Here is a 15,120-nt window from a genome sequence, read left to right as displayed (position 1 = left end):
TGTGTCGCTGGTTGACGCCGTCGGGCGGTACGTCGAACTCTGGCGTACCCCCGGCGTACCCAGGGTGATGCTGCCCGCGATGCTCGCCCGGCTGCCGGTGGCGATCGAGCCACTCGCGATCTTCCTGCACGTCAGTGAGAAGACGGGGTCCTACTCGGCCGGCGCGACCGCGCTCGCCCTGTTCTCCGGTGCCCTGGCGGTCGCCTGGCCGGTGCACGGCCGGCTGATCGACCGTCACGGGCTGCGCCGGGTGCTGCCGGTGCTGGCGTTGCTGCACGCGGTGGCACTGGTCGGGTTCGTCGCCGCGAACCAGGGGCCCGGCTGGCTGCTGATCTCGTCGGTGGTGCCGGTGGCGCTCACCATGGCACCGGTCGGCTCGACCGTCCGGGCGGCCTGGGCCCTGATCCTGCCGCCCGGGCCGAAGCTGAACACCGCCAACGCCCTGGAAGCGGTGCTGATCGAGGTGTTCTTCGTGATCGGGCCGGCGGCGACCGGCCTGTTCACCGGTGTCTTCAGCGCGCTCGCCACCACCCTGCTGGCCGGCGGCATGCTGGTGGTCGGCTCGCTGCTCTACGCCAGCGCCCCGGCCGTCGCCACGCTGCGCAAGCCGGACGGGTCGGCGGAGTCCGACGCGACGACCGGCGAGGACCCCGGGCGTACCCGACGGCCGTGGCGGATCCCGGGCGTGGTGGCGATCCTGGTCGCCGCCGGTGCCGCCGCCGCGGCCTTCGCCGTCCTGGAGGTCGCGGTGCCGGCCACCGTGTCGGCGCTGGGCAGCACGGCGGCCACCGGCGTGGCGCTGCTGTCGCTACCCCCGGCGGCCAGCGTCCTCGGCGGGCTGGTCTACGGCGCCCGACAGCACACCCGCCGACCGGTGCACCGCTACCTCGTGCTGCTGGCGGTGGCGCTGGCCTGCATGATCCCGCTGGTCTTCGCCACCTCGATCCCGGTGCTCGCGGTCTGCCTGTTCCTCGCCGGCCTGCCGTTGGCGGCGCTGAGCGCCGAGGAGTTCGGGTTGCTCGGCACGCTGGTGCCCAAGACGGTGATCAACGAGTCGTTCGCGTTGGCCGCGACGATGATGGCGGTCGGCAGTGCGGTGGGCACCCTGGTGGCCGGTGCGGTCCTGGGTTGGTTCGGCCCCGCCGAGGCGCGTCTGCTGTCGCCGGTGGCCGCGCTCGTCGCGCTCGCGGCCATCTTGTGGGTGCGGGATACGCTGAGTCGCGTCGATGCCCCGGCCAGCGTCGGCAGCGCACCGTGACCGGCTGAGCCACCAGTCGCCGGGCACCACCGGGCCGGAATCCGCAGCAGCAGCGAGGGGGACGCGTGTCTGGTTTCGGGGGGAGCGACTACTACGGCGTCCGCAGGTGGGAGATGTCCACCGAGGACGCGCTCGACCGGGCCTGGGGCGGTGTCGACGACGTCGACCTGGTGATCGTCACCGATCCGGCCCGGGACCGGTGGGCGGATCTGACGGCGTCAGGTTTCCGACTCAAGCCACGGTGGGTGACCTGGGGACGGCGTACGCCGGAGCGGACGGCGGACTTCCTGGCCGCCCTGCCGAAGGCGGAACGGCAGAACGTCCGCCACGCGCTGCGGTACGTCGAGGCGGCGGGGCTCGACGTACAGGTGCACGACCGGATCGACCCGGACCTGTTCGGCGAGTTCCTCACCGTCTACGACGCGCAGATCGCCACCATGCCGTACGGTCTGCCGGCGGCGCACGCGGTCGCCGCCACCGAGGCCGGGCTCGCCGACTTCGTGCTGGTCACCGCCCGGTCCGCCGGTGAGCTGGTCGGCGCGGTGATGTGCCGCGTCACGCCCGAGGCGCTGCGGGTCGCCTACTCGGCCGCCCGGCCGCAGGCCCGACGCGGGATGATCAGCCGCGCGCTGTACGTGGCCGCGTTCGAGGAGAGCGCCCGACGCGGCCTCCCGTGGATCTCGCTCGGCACCGACCCGACCCTGTACGGCCACATCGCGCAGGCGGGGCTGTTCAGCTTCAAGAGCCGCCTCGGTTTCGTACCGGTCCCGCTGCACCACCTCGACCCGGACGACGACGGCTGCGACGAGGCCGAGCTGGTGCTGCGTACCGACCGGCTCGCCGATCCGGTGCTGAGCCTCTGCTACGCCCGACCGCCCGACCGGGCGGCCACCTGGGCGGAGCCGCTGCCGATGCGGCTGGACGTGTTGAGCCCCGCCGACGGGCTGGACCTGCGTCCCTACCGGGCGTCGTTCGTGACCGAGGTGGTCGCGGCACCCCCGCACGGCGGCCCCGGCCACGGCGTCGACACGGTCGTCGCCGACACCGACGAGACCATCGTGATCGTCGACCCGTTCTCCACCGGCGCGCTCCTGGCACCCGAGTTCGCCCGGCACGGTCGGCGCTGCGTGGCCGTCCTCACCGGCACAATCAACGAGCGCTACGCCGCCGGGCTGCGCCGGGAGCAGTTCGTCGACGTGCTGACCGCGTCCGGCGACGACGCGGCGGCAGTCCGGCAGCTCGCCGACCGGCTCGCCCCGATGCGACCGGGCCACGTGATCCCCGGCTGCGAGTGGGGCGTCGACCTGGCCGACGACCTCGCCGCCGAGCTGGGGCTGCCGGGCAACTCCCGGACCGAGGACCGCCCCCGGCGGCAGAAGCCGGCGATGATGGCCGCCGCCGCCCGCGCCGGCCTGCGGGTGCCGCTCGGCACCCAGGTCCGCAGCATCGAGGAACTCGACGACTGGCTGGCCGCCACACGGGTGCTCCCGGTCGTGGTCAAGCCCGCCGCCAGCGCCGGTTCCGAGGGGGTGCACTTCTGCGCGGACGGCACCGAGGCCCGGTCGGCTGCGGGCAAGCTGCTCGGCTCGGCCAACGCGATGGCCCAGGTCAACGACTCGCTACTGGTGCAGGAGCAGTTGGTCGGCCAGCAGTACTTCGTCAACAGCGTGAGCCTCGACGGCTGGCACCACGTCCACGAGATCTGGCGCGACGACCGGATCTTCGTCGACGGGCGGCCGGTGTACGACCGGCAGGTCCTGCTGGACGGCACGGGTGACATCCAGGACCAGGTCCGCGTCTTCGTCGAACGGGTGCTGGACGCGCTCGGCGTGCACGACGGCCCGGCACACACCGAACTCTTCGTCGACGACCGGGGACCGGTGCTGATCGAGTCCGGTGCCCGCCTCGAAGGAGGCGTCACGCCGGACGGGCCGGCGCAGGCGACCGGGGAGAGCCAGCTCTCGCTGACCGTCGAGCGGTACGCCGCACCGGAACGCTTCCGCCGCCGTCTCGGCGCCGGATACCGCCGCCACCGGGCCCTGATGGTGGTCTGCCTGGTCGCCCCGTACGACGGTCTGATCGCCGACGGTGCCGCCGACCGCCTCGCCGAGATCCCCTCGGTGCTGTGCGGGTCGGCGTTGAATCTGAGGCCGGACACGCCGGTGCACCGGACCGTCGACCTGTTCACCTCGCCCGGCCATCTCTATCTGATCTCGGACGATCCGAGCCGTTTGGAGGAGGATTACCAGCGTATTCGTGCCCTCGAACAGGACCGCCTCTACAAGCACAGGTAGGGGCCGATCTTCGTTGAGTGGACGGATATCCTGTGCGCTGATCTCCTGAATGAGGAACAGATGGACGAGTTCACCTATCGCGACGGCACGCTGCACTGTGAAGGGGTCCCGCTGACCTCGGTGGCCGAGCGTTTCGGCACACCCACCTACGTCTATTCGGCGAGCACCCTGATCGATCACTACCGTCGCTTCACGAAGGCGTTCGACGCGGTCAACCCGCTGGTCTGTTTCTCGGCGAAGGCGCTGAGCAACGTGCACCTGCTCCGGCTGCTCGGTCGGGAGGGCGCCGGAGTCGACGCGGTCAGCGGCGGCGAACTGCACCGGGCGATGCTGGCGGGCGTCGACCCGGAGCGCACCGTGCTCGCCGGGGTCGGCAAGTCGGAGGCCGAGCTGCGCGAGGCGGTCGTCCGCAACATCCGCTGCATCAACGTCGAGTCCGAGGCCGAGGTGGAGCTGCTGTCCCGCATCGCCCGGCAGGAGGGCCGACGTCCCCGGCTGGCGATCCGGGTCAACCCGGACGTGGCACCGGACGAGCGGACCCCGGCACGGACGACCACCGGCACGCGGGGCGGCAAGTTCGGCGTGGACATCGACCGTGCCGCCGCGCTGTTCGCGCACGCCGCCGCCGACGAGGCGCTGCGCATCGAGGGCTTCCACGTCCACCTGGGCAGCCCGATCTTCGACCCGCAGGTGTACGCCACCGCCCTCGACCGGCTGATGGCCCTGGTGGCCCAGCTCGAACAGGCCGGGCACCGCATCACCACGCTCAACCTGGGCGGCGGTTTCCCCGCCGAGTACGTCGACCGCACCGCGCCGAGCTGGGACGACTTCGCCGAGGCGATCATTCCCCGGCTGACCGGGTTCGCCCGCCTCGGCGGTCAGGTGATCTTCGAGCCGGGTCGGACCATCGCCGCCAACGCCGGTGTCCTGGTCAGCACCGTCCGTTACCTCAAGCAGGCCGGCGAGCGGCAGCTCGTGGTGCTCGACGCGGGCATGACGCACCTGGCCCGGGCCGCGATGTACGACAGCTACCACTTCATGTGGCCGGTCCAGCCTCCGGCGGACGCCACGCCGGTCTCCCGGGACGTGTCCGGCCTGGCCGGGCTGACCTCGTACGACGTGGTGGGGCCGATCTGCGAGTCCAGCGACTACCTGGCGCGGGGTCGTTCGCTGCCCGAGCTGGAGCCCGGCGCGCACTTCGCGATCTTCACCGCCGGGGCGTACGGCATGACGATGACCAGCAACTACAACAGTCAGCAGCGGCCCGCCGAGGTGCTGGTGCACGGCGACCAGGTGACGTTGATCCGCCGCCGGGAGACCTACGACGACCTGGTGGCACTGGAACTGTTCGACGACGGCGACAGCCAGGGGAGTTGATGGACGACCTGTCGGTCACCACCCGACGTTCGGTCACCGAGATCGGCGAGGACGTGTGGAACGGCCTCGCCGCCGGTGACGGCTTCTACCTCGGCTACCCGTGGGTGGCCTGGTCGGAGACCGACAGGTCGTTCGACACCACCTACCTGGTCGTGCAGGACGCGGCCGGCACCACGCTGGCGGCGGTCGCCACCTACCTCTGGCACGGCGCGAGCGTGCCGTCGATGAACCTGGCCTACAGCCCGAGTCACATGGCCGAGGAGAACCTCGGGCGGTCGCTGTCGCCCGAGGAGCACGCGGCGTTCCTGCCGGTGTTGCTGGTGGGCTCACGGGCCGGCTACCACGGCGCGGTGGCGATCGCCGACGACCTCACCGCCGACCGGCGGGACGCCGTGCTGACCGCCCTCTTCACCGAGGTGGAGGCGCTGGCCGCGCGGCTCGGCGCGGCCAGCGTCGCGCTGCTCTACACCCCGGTGGCGAACGTCGCCGCGTACCAGGCCGCGTGGACGCGGGCGGTCGGCCCGGCCGGTCCGCCGCCGGTGGCCGCGCCACTGTCGGCCGAGGCGGTGCTGCCGGTGCACGTCGGCGAGGGCTCCGCCGGGGCGGCCGGACGCCGCGAGTGGCGACGGGAACGCCGCCGGTACGAGGCCACCGTGGACCGGGTCGAGACGGTGCCGCTCTCCGCCTGCGTGGACGTGATCGCCCCGCTGCTCGGCGCGACCCAGCGCAAGTACGGCGGCCCCGACACGGACGCCGACATGCACGCCTACTTCGCCTCGCAGGTGCCTGCGCTCGACGCGTACAGCCACGTGCTCCTGGAGTACGCGGGCGACACCGTGGTCGGGTTCAGCCTCAACTACCTGTGGCCCGACGGGGTGTACGTCCGCGCCGCCGGGTTCGCCGAGGGGGCCGCGCCCTACTCGTACTTCAACCTCAGCGTGTACCGGCCACGGGAGCTGGCGGCGGAACGCGGCCTGGGCCTGGTGCACCTCGGTGCCGGCACGTACGGCGCCAAACGCGCGCGAGGCGCCGAACCGCGCTGGACGGCCGGTCTGGTCCGACCGCCGGTCGGCCTTCCTGCCGAACTCGTGCGTTCCTTCGCGTCGCCCGGCTCGGACCATCAACAGGCGGTACGCGTGTGGGGCGACGGCACACCCCCTCAACCCCCTCGTGCACCGGAGAGGTGACACATGCGCTACCGCAGGTTCGGCCGACTGGGCTGGCAGGTCAGTGAGGTCTCGTACGGCATGTGGGGCGTCGGCGGTGGTCTGCACGGCTGGACCGGCGTCGAGGACGACGAGAAGATCGCCGCTCTCCAGCGGGCCGTGGACCTGGGCTGCAACTTCTTCGACACCGCCTGGGTGTACGGACGCGGGCACAGCGAGCGGGTGCTGGGCGAGCTGGTACGCGCCAACCCGGACACCCGGCTGTACGTCGCCACCAAGGTGCCGCCGAAGGACATGCGCTGGCCGTCGACCCGCGAGTCCACCCTGGACGACGTCTTCCCACCGGAGCACATCGAGGAGTACGTCCACACGAGTCTCGGCAACCTCGGCCTGGACACCATCGACCTGTTGCAGTTGCACGTCTGGGAGGACTCCTGGGCGGACGACCCGCGCTGGCAGCGGACCCTCACCGGGCTGCGTGAGCAGGGCCTGATCGGCGGCGTCGGCATCTCGGTGAACCGCTGGGAGTCCTGGAACGGCGTACGCGCGCTGGCCACCGGGCTGGTCGACGCGGTCCAGGTGATCTACAACATCTTCGACCAGGCTCCCGAGGACGACCTCTTCCCGGCGGCGGCGGAGCACGACGTGGCGGTCATCGCCCGGGTGCCGTTCGACGAGGGCACGTTGACCGGCACGTTGACGACGGAGACGACCTGGCCGGAGGAGGACTGGCGCAACTCGTACTTCGTGCCGGAGAACCTCGCCGCCAGCGTCGCCCGGGCCGAGGAACTGCGCAAGGACCTGCCGACCGGGATGCCGATGCCGGAGGCGGCGCTGCGGTTCATCCTCGCCGAGCCCCGGGTCGCCACCGTCATCCCCGGGATGCGCCGGGTCGCCCACGTCGACCGCAACCTCGCGGTCAGCGACGGGCAGCCGCTCGACCCGGCGCTGCTGGAGACCCTGCGCGGGCACCGCTGGTCACGCCAACCGACCTGGTGGTCCCAGTAGCCGAGCCGCCGTCGGCCGGGTCAGGCCGGGGAGGGGGTCAGCCGGGTACGCGGACCGGCGCGCAGCACCCCGGAGGGCAGGCGTCGACCGGTCAGCTCCTCGGCCAGTTCGGCCACCTCGATCAGGGCGTCCAGGTCGATGCCGGTGTCGACGCCCATGTCGTGCAGCATGTGCACCGCCTCCTCGGTCGCCAGGTTGCCGCTGGCACCGGGCGCGTAGGGGCAGCCGCCGAGGCCACCCACACTGGCGTCGAACTCCGTGACACCCAGTTCCAGGGCGGTCAGCAGGTTGGCCAACGCGGTACCCCGGGTGTTGTGGAAGTGCAGCAGCACCGGCACGTCCGCGTCGCGGTCGCGTACGGCGGTGACCAGGTCACGGACGCGTCGGGGCGTACCCATGCCGGTGGTGTCGCCGAACGCGACGCGGTCGGCGCCGTCGCGGACCACGCGGTCGACGATGGCGGCGACGCGGGCCGGGTCGACGTCCCCCTCGTAGGGGCAGCCGAAGCTGGTCGCGATGATCACCTCTGCGGTGGCTCCGGCCTGGTGCAGCATGTCGATCAGCTCGGCGATGTCGTCCAACGACTCGTCGGTGCCCCGGTTGACGTTGCGGCGGTTGTGCGTGTCGCTGGCCGAGACGACCACCTCGATCTCGGTGAAGCCGGCGGCCAGGGCGCGCTGCGCACCCTTCGAGTTGGGCACCAGCGCCGAGTAGCGCACCCCGTCGACCTTGGCCGCCCGCTGCCACACCTCGTCGGCGTCGGCCATCTGGGGGATCGCCCGGGGGTGAACGAACGACACCGCTTCGATCCGCCGTACGCCGGTGCGGGAGAGCGCGTCGAGCAGGCGCACCTTGGCCCCGGTCGGGATCGGGTCCTCGTTCTGCAGCCCGTCGCGCGGCCCGACCTCGCGGATGGACACGGACGTCGGCAGCTCCGCCATCACGACATCACCTCACTGTGACACTTATCTGTCGCTGACCACCCAAGCATGTCACGTCGGGCGGTGACCGCCAGGGTCACGAGGTGCCCGTCCAGACGTCCCGGCGGCACCTCGTGACCCTGGCGGGGTCAGCGCATCCGAGAGACGATGCCGGTGTCGTAGTCACCGGAGACGAACTCCGGGTTCTCCAGCAACTCGGCGAAGAACGGCAGGTTGTTCTTGGGGCCGGCCAGCTCGAATCCGGCCACCGCCGCGCGGGCCCGGTCGATCGCCTCGGCCCGGGTGGGCGCGTCGACCACGAGCTTGGCCATCAGGCTGTCGTAGAACGGGGTCACGGTGTTGCCGGCGACGTAGCCGGAGTCGACGCGTACCCCGGCGCCGGTCGGCTCCACCCAGGTCCTGACCACGCCCGGTCCGGGCAGGAAACGCTTCGGGTCCTCGGCGTTGATCCGCAGTTCGATGGCGTGCCCGCGCGGCGTCAACGCGTCCGGGTCGAAGGTCGGCGCCAACCCGGCCGCCACCCGGAGTTGCTCCTCGACCAGGTCGAGGCCGTAGACCAACTCGGTGACCGGGTGCTCCACCTGGAGCCGGGTGTTCATCTCCAGGAAGAAGAATTCTTCGGAGGTAGGGCTATCCCCGCTGAGATCCCGCTGACGCGGGACCAACAAGCATTCCACCGTGCCCGCGTTGCGGTACTTCACCGCCTCGCCGGCCCGGACCGCCGCCGCCAGCAGGCGGGTACGCAGCTCCGGTGAGACCGCCGGTGACGGCGACTCCTCGACCAGCTTCTGGTTGCGGCGCTGCACCGAGCACTCGCGTTCGCCCAACGCCACCACCCGGCCGTCGGCCAGCCCGAGGATCTGCACCTCGACGTGACGTACCCGGGGGAAGTAGCGCTCGATCAGCACAGAGCCGTCGCCGAACATCCGCTCGGCGAACGCGCGCACCTTGTCGTACTCGGTGTCCAGCGCGGCCTCGTCGGCGGCCACGCCCATGCCCATGCCACCACCACCCGCGGCGGCCTTCACCATCACCGGATAGCCAATCTCGGCCGCCGCAGCGCGCGCCGCAGGCAGGTCCGCCGCCGGTTCGGTGGTGCCGGGTGCCACCGGTACGCCGGCCGCTGCCATCAGGTTCCGCGCATTGATCTTGTCGCCCATCGCGCTGATCGCGTCCGCGTCCGGTCCGACCCAGATCAGACCGGCCGCCTCGACCGCGCGGGCGAAGTCGGCGTTCTCCGACAGGAAGCCGTAGCCGGGGTGGATCGCCTGCGCACCGGTCGACTCAGCGGCGGCGAGGATGGCGTCGGCGTTGCGGTAGCTCTGCGCCGGGTTGGCCGGTCCGACACAGATCGCCTGGTCGGCTTCGGTGACGAACGGCAGGTCGGTGTCGGCCTCCGAGTGCACCGCGATCGCGCGTACCCCGAGCCGCTTGGCGGTACGGATGATCCGGCGGGCTATCTCACCTCGGTTGGCGACCAGCAACGACTCGATCATGCTTCCTCCGCGTTCCATTTTGTGGGACGCGGGCAAGCCAACCACGCCGGCCCGGATGTAAGGAAGGGTCCCCTGCTAACGCCTGCGGTATAGCACGGGTCCCCTCCTAACACCCAGGCCGGGAGAAGGATGCGGGGTGGTGCGCGCGGGCGCGGGTCAGGCCGGGTCGGTCGGGGCGAGCAGGGCAGCCAGGGTGGCGGCGCGCAACAGCTCGGCTCGGCGGCGACGGTCGACCTCGCCCCCGAGGAACGGGGTCGAGTTCATCAGGCCGAAAGCGGCGTGCGCCAACACCCGCGCCTCACCGGCCGGCAGGCCGGGATGCAGCGCGGTCAGCACGATGACCCACTCCTCGACATAGAGGCGCTGGAGTCGCCGGATGCGCCGCCGAGGCTCCTCGGGCAGCCGGTCCAGCTCGTGCAGGTGCAACGCGATGACGGCCGGGTTGGCCAACGCGAAGTCGACGTGGAAGTCGATCAGCGACTCCAGGACCGCCCGAGGGTCGCCGGGATGCGCGACGGACCGCTGCCGACCGCCCTCCAGCAGGCCCTCGCTCACCGGCACCAGCGCGGCGACCAGCATCGCCTCCTTGCCGGCGAAGTGGTGGTAAAGCGCCGGGCCGGTCACCCCGGCGGCCGCGCCGATGTCGTCCATCGACACGCCGTGGTAGCCGCGGGAGGCGAAGAGCCCCACCGCGATCTCCAGAATCTCGTCCTTGCGGGACCGGCGCCGCCCCGATCCCGTGGCCCCGCTGCTCCCGCCCCGGGCCTGCTGCTCCACCGTCACCGGGCCAGCGTAGACCCACCGGGGGTAAGACGTGGGTCCTCGGTTACCCGCCAGTCCGATTGCCGGGAACGCTCCCTGTTGCCCCAGGTCGTCAGTGGTCGTGGTCCAGGCCGTGCTGCTTGCGCAGGTCGGTTGCCTCCGCCGAGCGGCCCAGCTCGTCCAACGCCCGGGCGAGCAGCCAGGCGGCCTGGGACGCCGGCCTCGACTCGGGCGGCAGACCACCCAGGACCTCACGCAGCACCGGCTCCGCCTCGGCCGGTCGGCCCTGCCGCAGCAGCAGCTCGCCGGAGAGGATCTCCACCTGGGCCGCCTCGCCGAACGCCTCCACGGATCGCAGTCGGTGCGCGACCCCGGCCAGCCGGTCCAGCGCCTCGCCCTCCCGTTCGTCCCCAGCCAGCACCCGCGCCGCCGTCTCGGCCGCCAACGACACCTCGTAGATCACCGGCGGCTCGTCGGCGGCTCCGGCGGTCAGCTCACCGGCGAGCCGGTCGGTCGCCTCGACCGCGCGCAGCGCACTGGCCGTCTCATTCGCGTAGAGGTACGCGGACGCCTCCCGACGTCGGGCCCGCAGCTCGTCCAGGTGCAGACCGGCGAGCTGGTACGCCGAGGCGGCCGCCGCGAACTTCTGTCCCGCCGCCGCGTCCCGGTCGGCCTGGTAGAGGATGTCCCCGGCGTCTTCGAGCACCTGCGCCCGATGCGGGAGATTGTCCGGTCCGTCGAGGTTCTCGGCGAGCCGGTCCAACAGAGCCAGCGCCGCGTCGATCTCGCCCAGCCCCTGGTAGACGCCGGCCAACATGTGTCGGGCCGCATCGGCGTCGGCCTGGTGACCGAGCCGGTCCAGACCGGTCACCGCCTCCTCGGCCACCTCGGCCGCCTCGCCGAGCCGCCCGGCCACCCGGTACGCGGTGGCCAACTCCCAGCGCAGGTAGGCGTCACCGGCCTCGCCCCGCTCGACGCAGAGCGCCACCGCCTCGGCGAAGTCCTCCACCGCCTCGTCGGCACGCTGTGCCGCAATCAGCGCCCGGGCACGGGTCACCCGCGCCGGCAGGAGCAGCGCGTCCCCGGCGTGGGCCAGTGCCTCGTCGCACGCGGCGACCGCCTCTGCCGGATCCTGCGCGACACGGGCGTGCGCCAGGGCGGCGGTGGCGATCAGCTCCGGGACCCCCGCCTCCTGGGCGAGCCGATGGGCCTGCTCCGCGCCGGCCCGGAAGGCGTCCTCGTCGTCGAGCTGTTCGAGGATGTGCGCCCGGTGCAGCGCGATCCGGGCCGCCAGGAACGGGTCTCCCGCGCCGTCGGCCGCCCGCTCCGAGGCGGCCAGCGCCTCCGGCCAGCGGGCCTGCTGCGCCAGCACCACCGCCAGCCGATCGTGCGCGGCGGCCCGCTGCCGGGCGTCACCGTGCTCGTCGAGGAAGTCGGCGGCGGTGTGCGCCAACGCGTACGCCTCCTCGTCCGGCTCCTCGCCCTGCGCCAGCAGCGCGCCGAGGCGGCTGGCGACGACCTGGGCGCGAGCCGGGTCGGACAACTCCTCGTACGCCGCGATGGCCGTTCGGTTGGCCGACACCGCGCCGGCAATGTCCCCGGCGTCAACCAGCTCGGCGGCGCGCAGTTCACCCCGGAGGGCACGCTCGCGCGGCGACAGCTCCGCCTCGCCGAAGCGTTCCTCGAAGGCGGTCAGGACGGCACGCACGCCGACGCGGTCGTGGGCCGACCACCGCTGCTCGGCCAGCGCCAGCAGCTCGCCCGCGTCCGCCTCGGCGGGTACGACGAACTCCGCCGACCGGCGCGGCTCGGGGACCGTGACCTCGCGCGGCGCGTCAGCCTCGGAGACAGTCTCGGCGGCGGTGGCGGTGCGGGTGGTGGGCACCGGTCGACGCCGCAGGCTCGCCGAGAGGGGCAGGTGGTCGCCGACCGGCGTCACGGCCAGTCGCTGGGCGATGCCCTCGGACTGAGTGCTGTTGCCGTTGCGGGTGTCGAACCGGGCGGCGATACCGGTCGCCGTCTCGGCCAGCTCGGCGGCGAGCGCACCCAGCGGCACCTCGGCGGCCGGTCGCTCCCCGAAGGCGCGGCGGTGCACGGTCAGCGTCTGGTCGTCCACCTGGCGCAGCGCGGCGGCGGCCGACGCGGCGAACTGCATCGCGGCACCCGGCGAGGGGGCCCGGTCCAGCCAGTCCAGGTGCCGCTCGACGATCTCCAGCGCCCGCGCCTCGTTGCCGGTCAACGTGCAGAACTCGATGTGCTCGCTGACGTCCCACAGGTCGGCGATGCTGCCCCGGTGCCGGCGGTACGCCTCCCGGTGCGCGTTGCGCGCCTCGTCGCGCCGACCGCTGTGCAGGTATGCCGGCAGCAACGCGGTGAGGATGCCCTGCGGCTGCTCGGTGCAGCTCAGCCGCCCGCTCAACACCGGCTCGGCCAGCGCCACGGCCTCGTCGTGGCGGCCGGTGCGGGTCAGGTGGTTGACCTGGGTGGTCGGGTCACAGCCCGCGCAGTCGGAGAGCTGGTCACGGGGCGTGGTAAGCCACTTGCGGTACCACTCCTCGGCCTGCTCCCGGTCGCCAAGGTGGTCGGCCACCCGGTAGCGGTACTTGTACACGGCCTGGAGGCTGTGCCCGCCCTCGCGGTAGCGCCGCTCCATGTCGTCGAGCACCGCGTGGGTGCGGTCCAACGGCACCTCGGGGAAGCTCAGCATCCCGTTGACCATGTGCTTGAAGTGCCAGAGCAGGTGCTGGGCGTACCGCTGGTGGTAGGGCTGCGGGTCCTTGTCGAACTCGGCCAGGCACCAGGCGAAGACGACGAACGACTTGGCCGGCTCACCGCCGTAGATGTAGGTGGTGATGCCCTGGATGCGGACCGCGAAGGCGAGGTGCCGGTCGTCGGCGGCGTCCGCCCGACGCAGCAACTGCTCCAGCGCGGCGATCTGTCCGACGCCGTACGGCATCTCGCCGGTCTGGCGCAGCATCCGCCACAGGTCCTCGTCGGCCACGACGTCTCACTCCTGTCCAGGGACGGCCCGGCCCAGCAGGCCGAGGAAGGAACTGTTGAGCAGGGCGGCGTCCGCCGCACGGATGGGATGGTGCCCGAGCAGCAGCGCCTGCCCGTAGAGCGCCTCGACGGCGAGCCCGACCAGCTCCGGGTCACCGAGTGCGGTGACCCGGCGTACCAGCGGGTTGCGGTGGTTGAGCACGAGCTGCGGGCGGTCCGCCGGGGCGGAGGCGGCCAACGCGTCGAGTACGCCGCCCCACAGCTCGTCGGCCTTGTCCCGGCTGGCGGCGAGCTGGTCGGTGAACGCGGCCGAGCGGCTGAGCAGGTACAACGCCGGGAGGGAGGCCGGATCGTAGGCCCGGATCAGCACCTCGCAGCCGAGTCGTTCCAGGGCCCGACCGGCGGCGGTGAGGAACGGCCGCAACGCCAACTCGACGTGCGGTTCGAGGGCGTGGAACCGGGTGGTCAGGTCGCTCGATTCGAGCCGTTCGATGAGCACGGTACGGTCCACCGTGGGCAGTCGCTCGATCAGCTCGCTGTCGTACGTGTAGCCGCCGTTGACCACGGCCAGGTCCTGCGCGGCGGCGACAGCCGCGAGCTGACGGAACTCGTCCAGGCTGGCGGCGTACCGGACCAGGCCGTAGCGCTGCCGGAACTCGGCCAGGGTGAGCGTGCCGACGTTGGTGTCCATCGGCCACCACTGGTCGACCAGGGTGAGCATCTCGTCGTCGTGCAGGGCGAGCGCCTTGACGCCGAGGTGGTGCACCTGGAGGAATTCGGCCAACCGGTGCGGCTGGTGCTTGGCGAGCCGGACCAGCCAGCCACGGATCTGCGCGCCGAGCGACTCGCGGGTGCTGGTGAGCAGGGAGTCCTCGTAGAGCGCCTCGCGGCTGGCGGTGGGCCGCAGCTCGCTGGTGTCGACCACGCAGTGCGCGAAGAAGGCCCAGTCCGGCAACAGGCCGTCGGCGTGCTCGGTGAGCAGCATCCGCTTGAGGTAGACCCGGTGGCCGGCGCGGGCGGCCGGGTTCACGGCGGTGGGCAGGATGAACGCCACGCCGGTCAGCCCGGCCTCCGGCACCCGCAGCGGCACCACGTCGAACGGGTCGACGCCGAGCGTCTCGCGGGCGTACGCGATCAGGGCGGCCCGGTCGACGGGCGCGCCCGGGCTGGTCGGCCAGGGCGGTTCCCCGGCGGTGGTCACCACGCTGCCGACCCGGACGGTCACCGGCAGCAGGCTGCCGTAGAGGCGGGCCAGCTCGGTGACGGTGGCGGTGGCGTACCACTGGTCGGCGTCCTGACGGGGCACCAGGGTGACCGTGGTGCCGACCTCGGCGCGGGCCTCCTGCGGCGGGGCCAGGCGCACCGCGTAGCGGCCGTCGGCGTAGCCGGTCCAGAGCACGGTGGGGTGGTCGCCGTTGCGGGTGACCACCCGGATCTCGTCGGCGACGAGGAAGCAGGAGAGCAGCCCGATGCCGAACTGGCCGAGGAACTCGTGGCGGGAGAAACCCAGCTCGTCCCGTTTGGAGCTGCGGCCGATGGTGGCCAGTAGCTCGTGCACCTGTGCCTCGGTCAGCCCGATGCCGGTGTCGTGCACCCGCAGGGTGCCGTCGCCGGTCAGCTCGGGCGGCTCGATCCGAACCAGGGCCGGTGCGTCCGGCTCGGCGGCCCGACGTGCGGTGATCGCGTCCACCGCGTTCTGCATCAGCTCGCGGACGTAAACCCGTGGGCTGCCGTAGAGGTGATGACTGAGCAGGTCGACCACGCCACGCAGGTCCACCTGGAAGGTACGGTCCACGCCTTGTCCGCTCCCCGCTCCCG

At 72.4% G+C, this 15,120-nt stretch carries 10 protein-coding genes; 5 read left to right on the top strand and 5 right to left on the bottom strand.

What is annotated here, in order from left to right:
• Window position 1: 1 nt before the first annotated feature.
• From ACIBO1_RS10760 to ACIBO1_RS10740, 5 genes are all read left to right on the top strand, one after another.
• Entirely contained in the window at window positions 2-1,258 is a 1,257-nt protein-coding gene (locus ACIBO1_RS10760) for an MFS transporter (protein WP_396743874.1), read from the top strand.
• Between the two features lie 65 nt (window positions 1,259-1,323).
• Window positions 1,324-3,552, top strand: coding sequence for a GNAT family N-acetyltransferase (locus tag ACIBO1_RS10755; protein ID WP_396743871.1), 2,229 nt, complete (start codon window positions 1,324-1,326; stop codon window positions 3,550-3,552).
• Between the two features lie 60 nt (window positions 3,553-3,612).
• Window positions 3,613-4,929, top strand: coding sequence for a diaminopimelate decarboxylase (lysA, locus tag ACIBO1_RS10750; protein WP_396743868.1), 1,317 nt, complete (start codon window positions 3,613-3,615; stop codon window positions 4,927-4,929).
• Window positions 4,929-6,116, top strand: a complete 1,188-nt coding sequence (locus ACIBO1_RS10745) for a GNAT family N-acetyltransferase (RefSeq protein ID WP_396743865.1) — start codon at window positions 4,929-4,931, stop codon at window positions 6,114-6,116. Before lysA ends, ACIBO1_RS10745 begins: the two co-directional genes overlap by 1 nt.
• Window positions 6,117-6,119: 3 nt before the next feature.
• The gene (locus ACIBO1_RS10740; protein ID WP_396743862.1) at window positions 6,120-7,103 is read left to right on the top strand and encodes an aldo/keto reductase; all 984 of its coding nucleotides are present in this window, start codon (window positions 6,120-6,122) and stop codon (window positions 7,101-7,103) included.
• Window positions 7,104-7,123: 20 nt separating this feature from the next.
• On the opposite strand, the gene ACIBO1_RS10735 is transcribed toward ACIBO1_RS10740, so the two are convergent.
• From ACIBO1_RS10735 to ACIBO1_RS10715, 5 genes are all read right to left on the bottom strand, one after another.
• A complete protein-coding gene (locus ACIBO1_RS10735; protein WP_396743859.1) occupies window positions 7,124-8,044 on the bottom strand; it encodes a hydroxymethylglutaryl-CoA lyase in 921 nt (306 codons plus the stop codon).
• Between the two features lie 128 nt (window positions 8,045-8,172).
• Window positions 8,173-9,540 (bottom strand): acetyl/propionyl/methylcrotonyl-CoA carboxylase subunit alpha, encoded by a 1,368-nt coding sequence (locus ACIBO1_RS10730; RefSeq protein ID WP_396743856.1) that lies wholly within the window; start codon window positions 9,538-9,540, stop codon window positions 8,173-8,175.
• A 156-nt stretch (window positions 9,541-9,696) separates the two neighbouring features.
• Window positions 9,697-10,323: a TetR/AcrR family transcriptional regulator gene (locus ACIBO1_RS10725; RefSeq protein WP_396743853.1), complete on the bottom strand. Its 627-nt coding sequence runs from the start codon at window positions 10,321-10,323 to the stop codon at window positions 9,697-9,699.
• 91 nt (window positions 10,324-10,414) lie between these two features.
• Entirely contained in the window at window positions 10,415-13,303 is a 2,889-nt protein-coding gene (locus tag ACIBO1_RS10720) for a hypothetical protein (protein ID WP_396743850.1), read from the bottom strand.
• A gap of 6 nt (window positions 13,304-13,309) precedes the next feature.
• On the bottom strand, window positions 13,310-15,097 hold the full coding sequence (locus tag ACIBO1_RS10715) for an HSP90 family protein (protein WP_396743847.1): 1,788 nt from the start codon (window positions 15,095-15,097) through the stop codon (window positions 13,310-13,312).
• Between the last annotated feature and the right edge of the window lie 23 nt (window positions 15,098-15,120).

The organism is Micromonospora sp. NPDC049903 (assembly GCF_044460945.1).
In the GTDB taxonomy this organism is placed as follows: Bacteria; Actinomycetota; Actinomycetes; order Mycobacteriales; family Micromonosporaceae; genus Micromonospora.
This window is presented reverse-complemented; position numbering and strand designations above follow the sequence as displayed.

Excerpts from the sequence above, each read along its gene's own strand:
- lysA (WP_396743868.1), top strand. The coding sequence starts at position 3,613 with ATGGACGAGTTCACCTATCGCGACGGCACGCTGCACTGTGAAGGGGTC.
- ACIBO1_RS10745 (WP_396743865.1), top strand. The coding sequence starts at position 4,929 with ATGGACGACCTGTCGGTCACCACCCGACGTTCGGTCACCGAGATCGGC.
- ACIBO1_RS10740 (WP_396743862.1), top strand. The coding sequence starts at position 6,120 with ATGCGCTACCGCAGGTTCGGCCGACTGGGCTGGCAGGTCAGTGAGGTC.
- ACIBO1_RS10735 (WP_396743859.1), bottom strand. The coding sequence starts at position 8,044 with ATGGCGGAGCTGCCGACGTCCGTGTCCATCCGCGAGGTCGGGCCGCGC.
- ACIBO1_RS10730 (WP_396743856.1), bottom strand. The coding sequence starts at position 9,540 with ATGATCGAGTCGTTGCTGGTCGCCAACCGAGGTGAGATAGCCCGCCGG.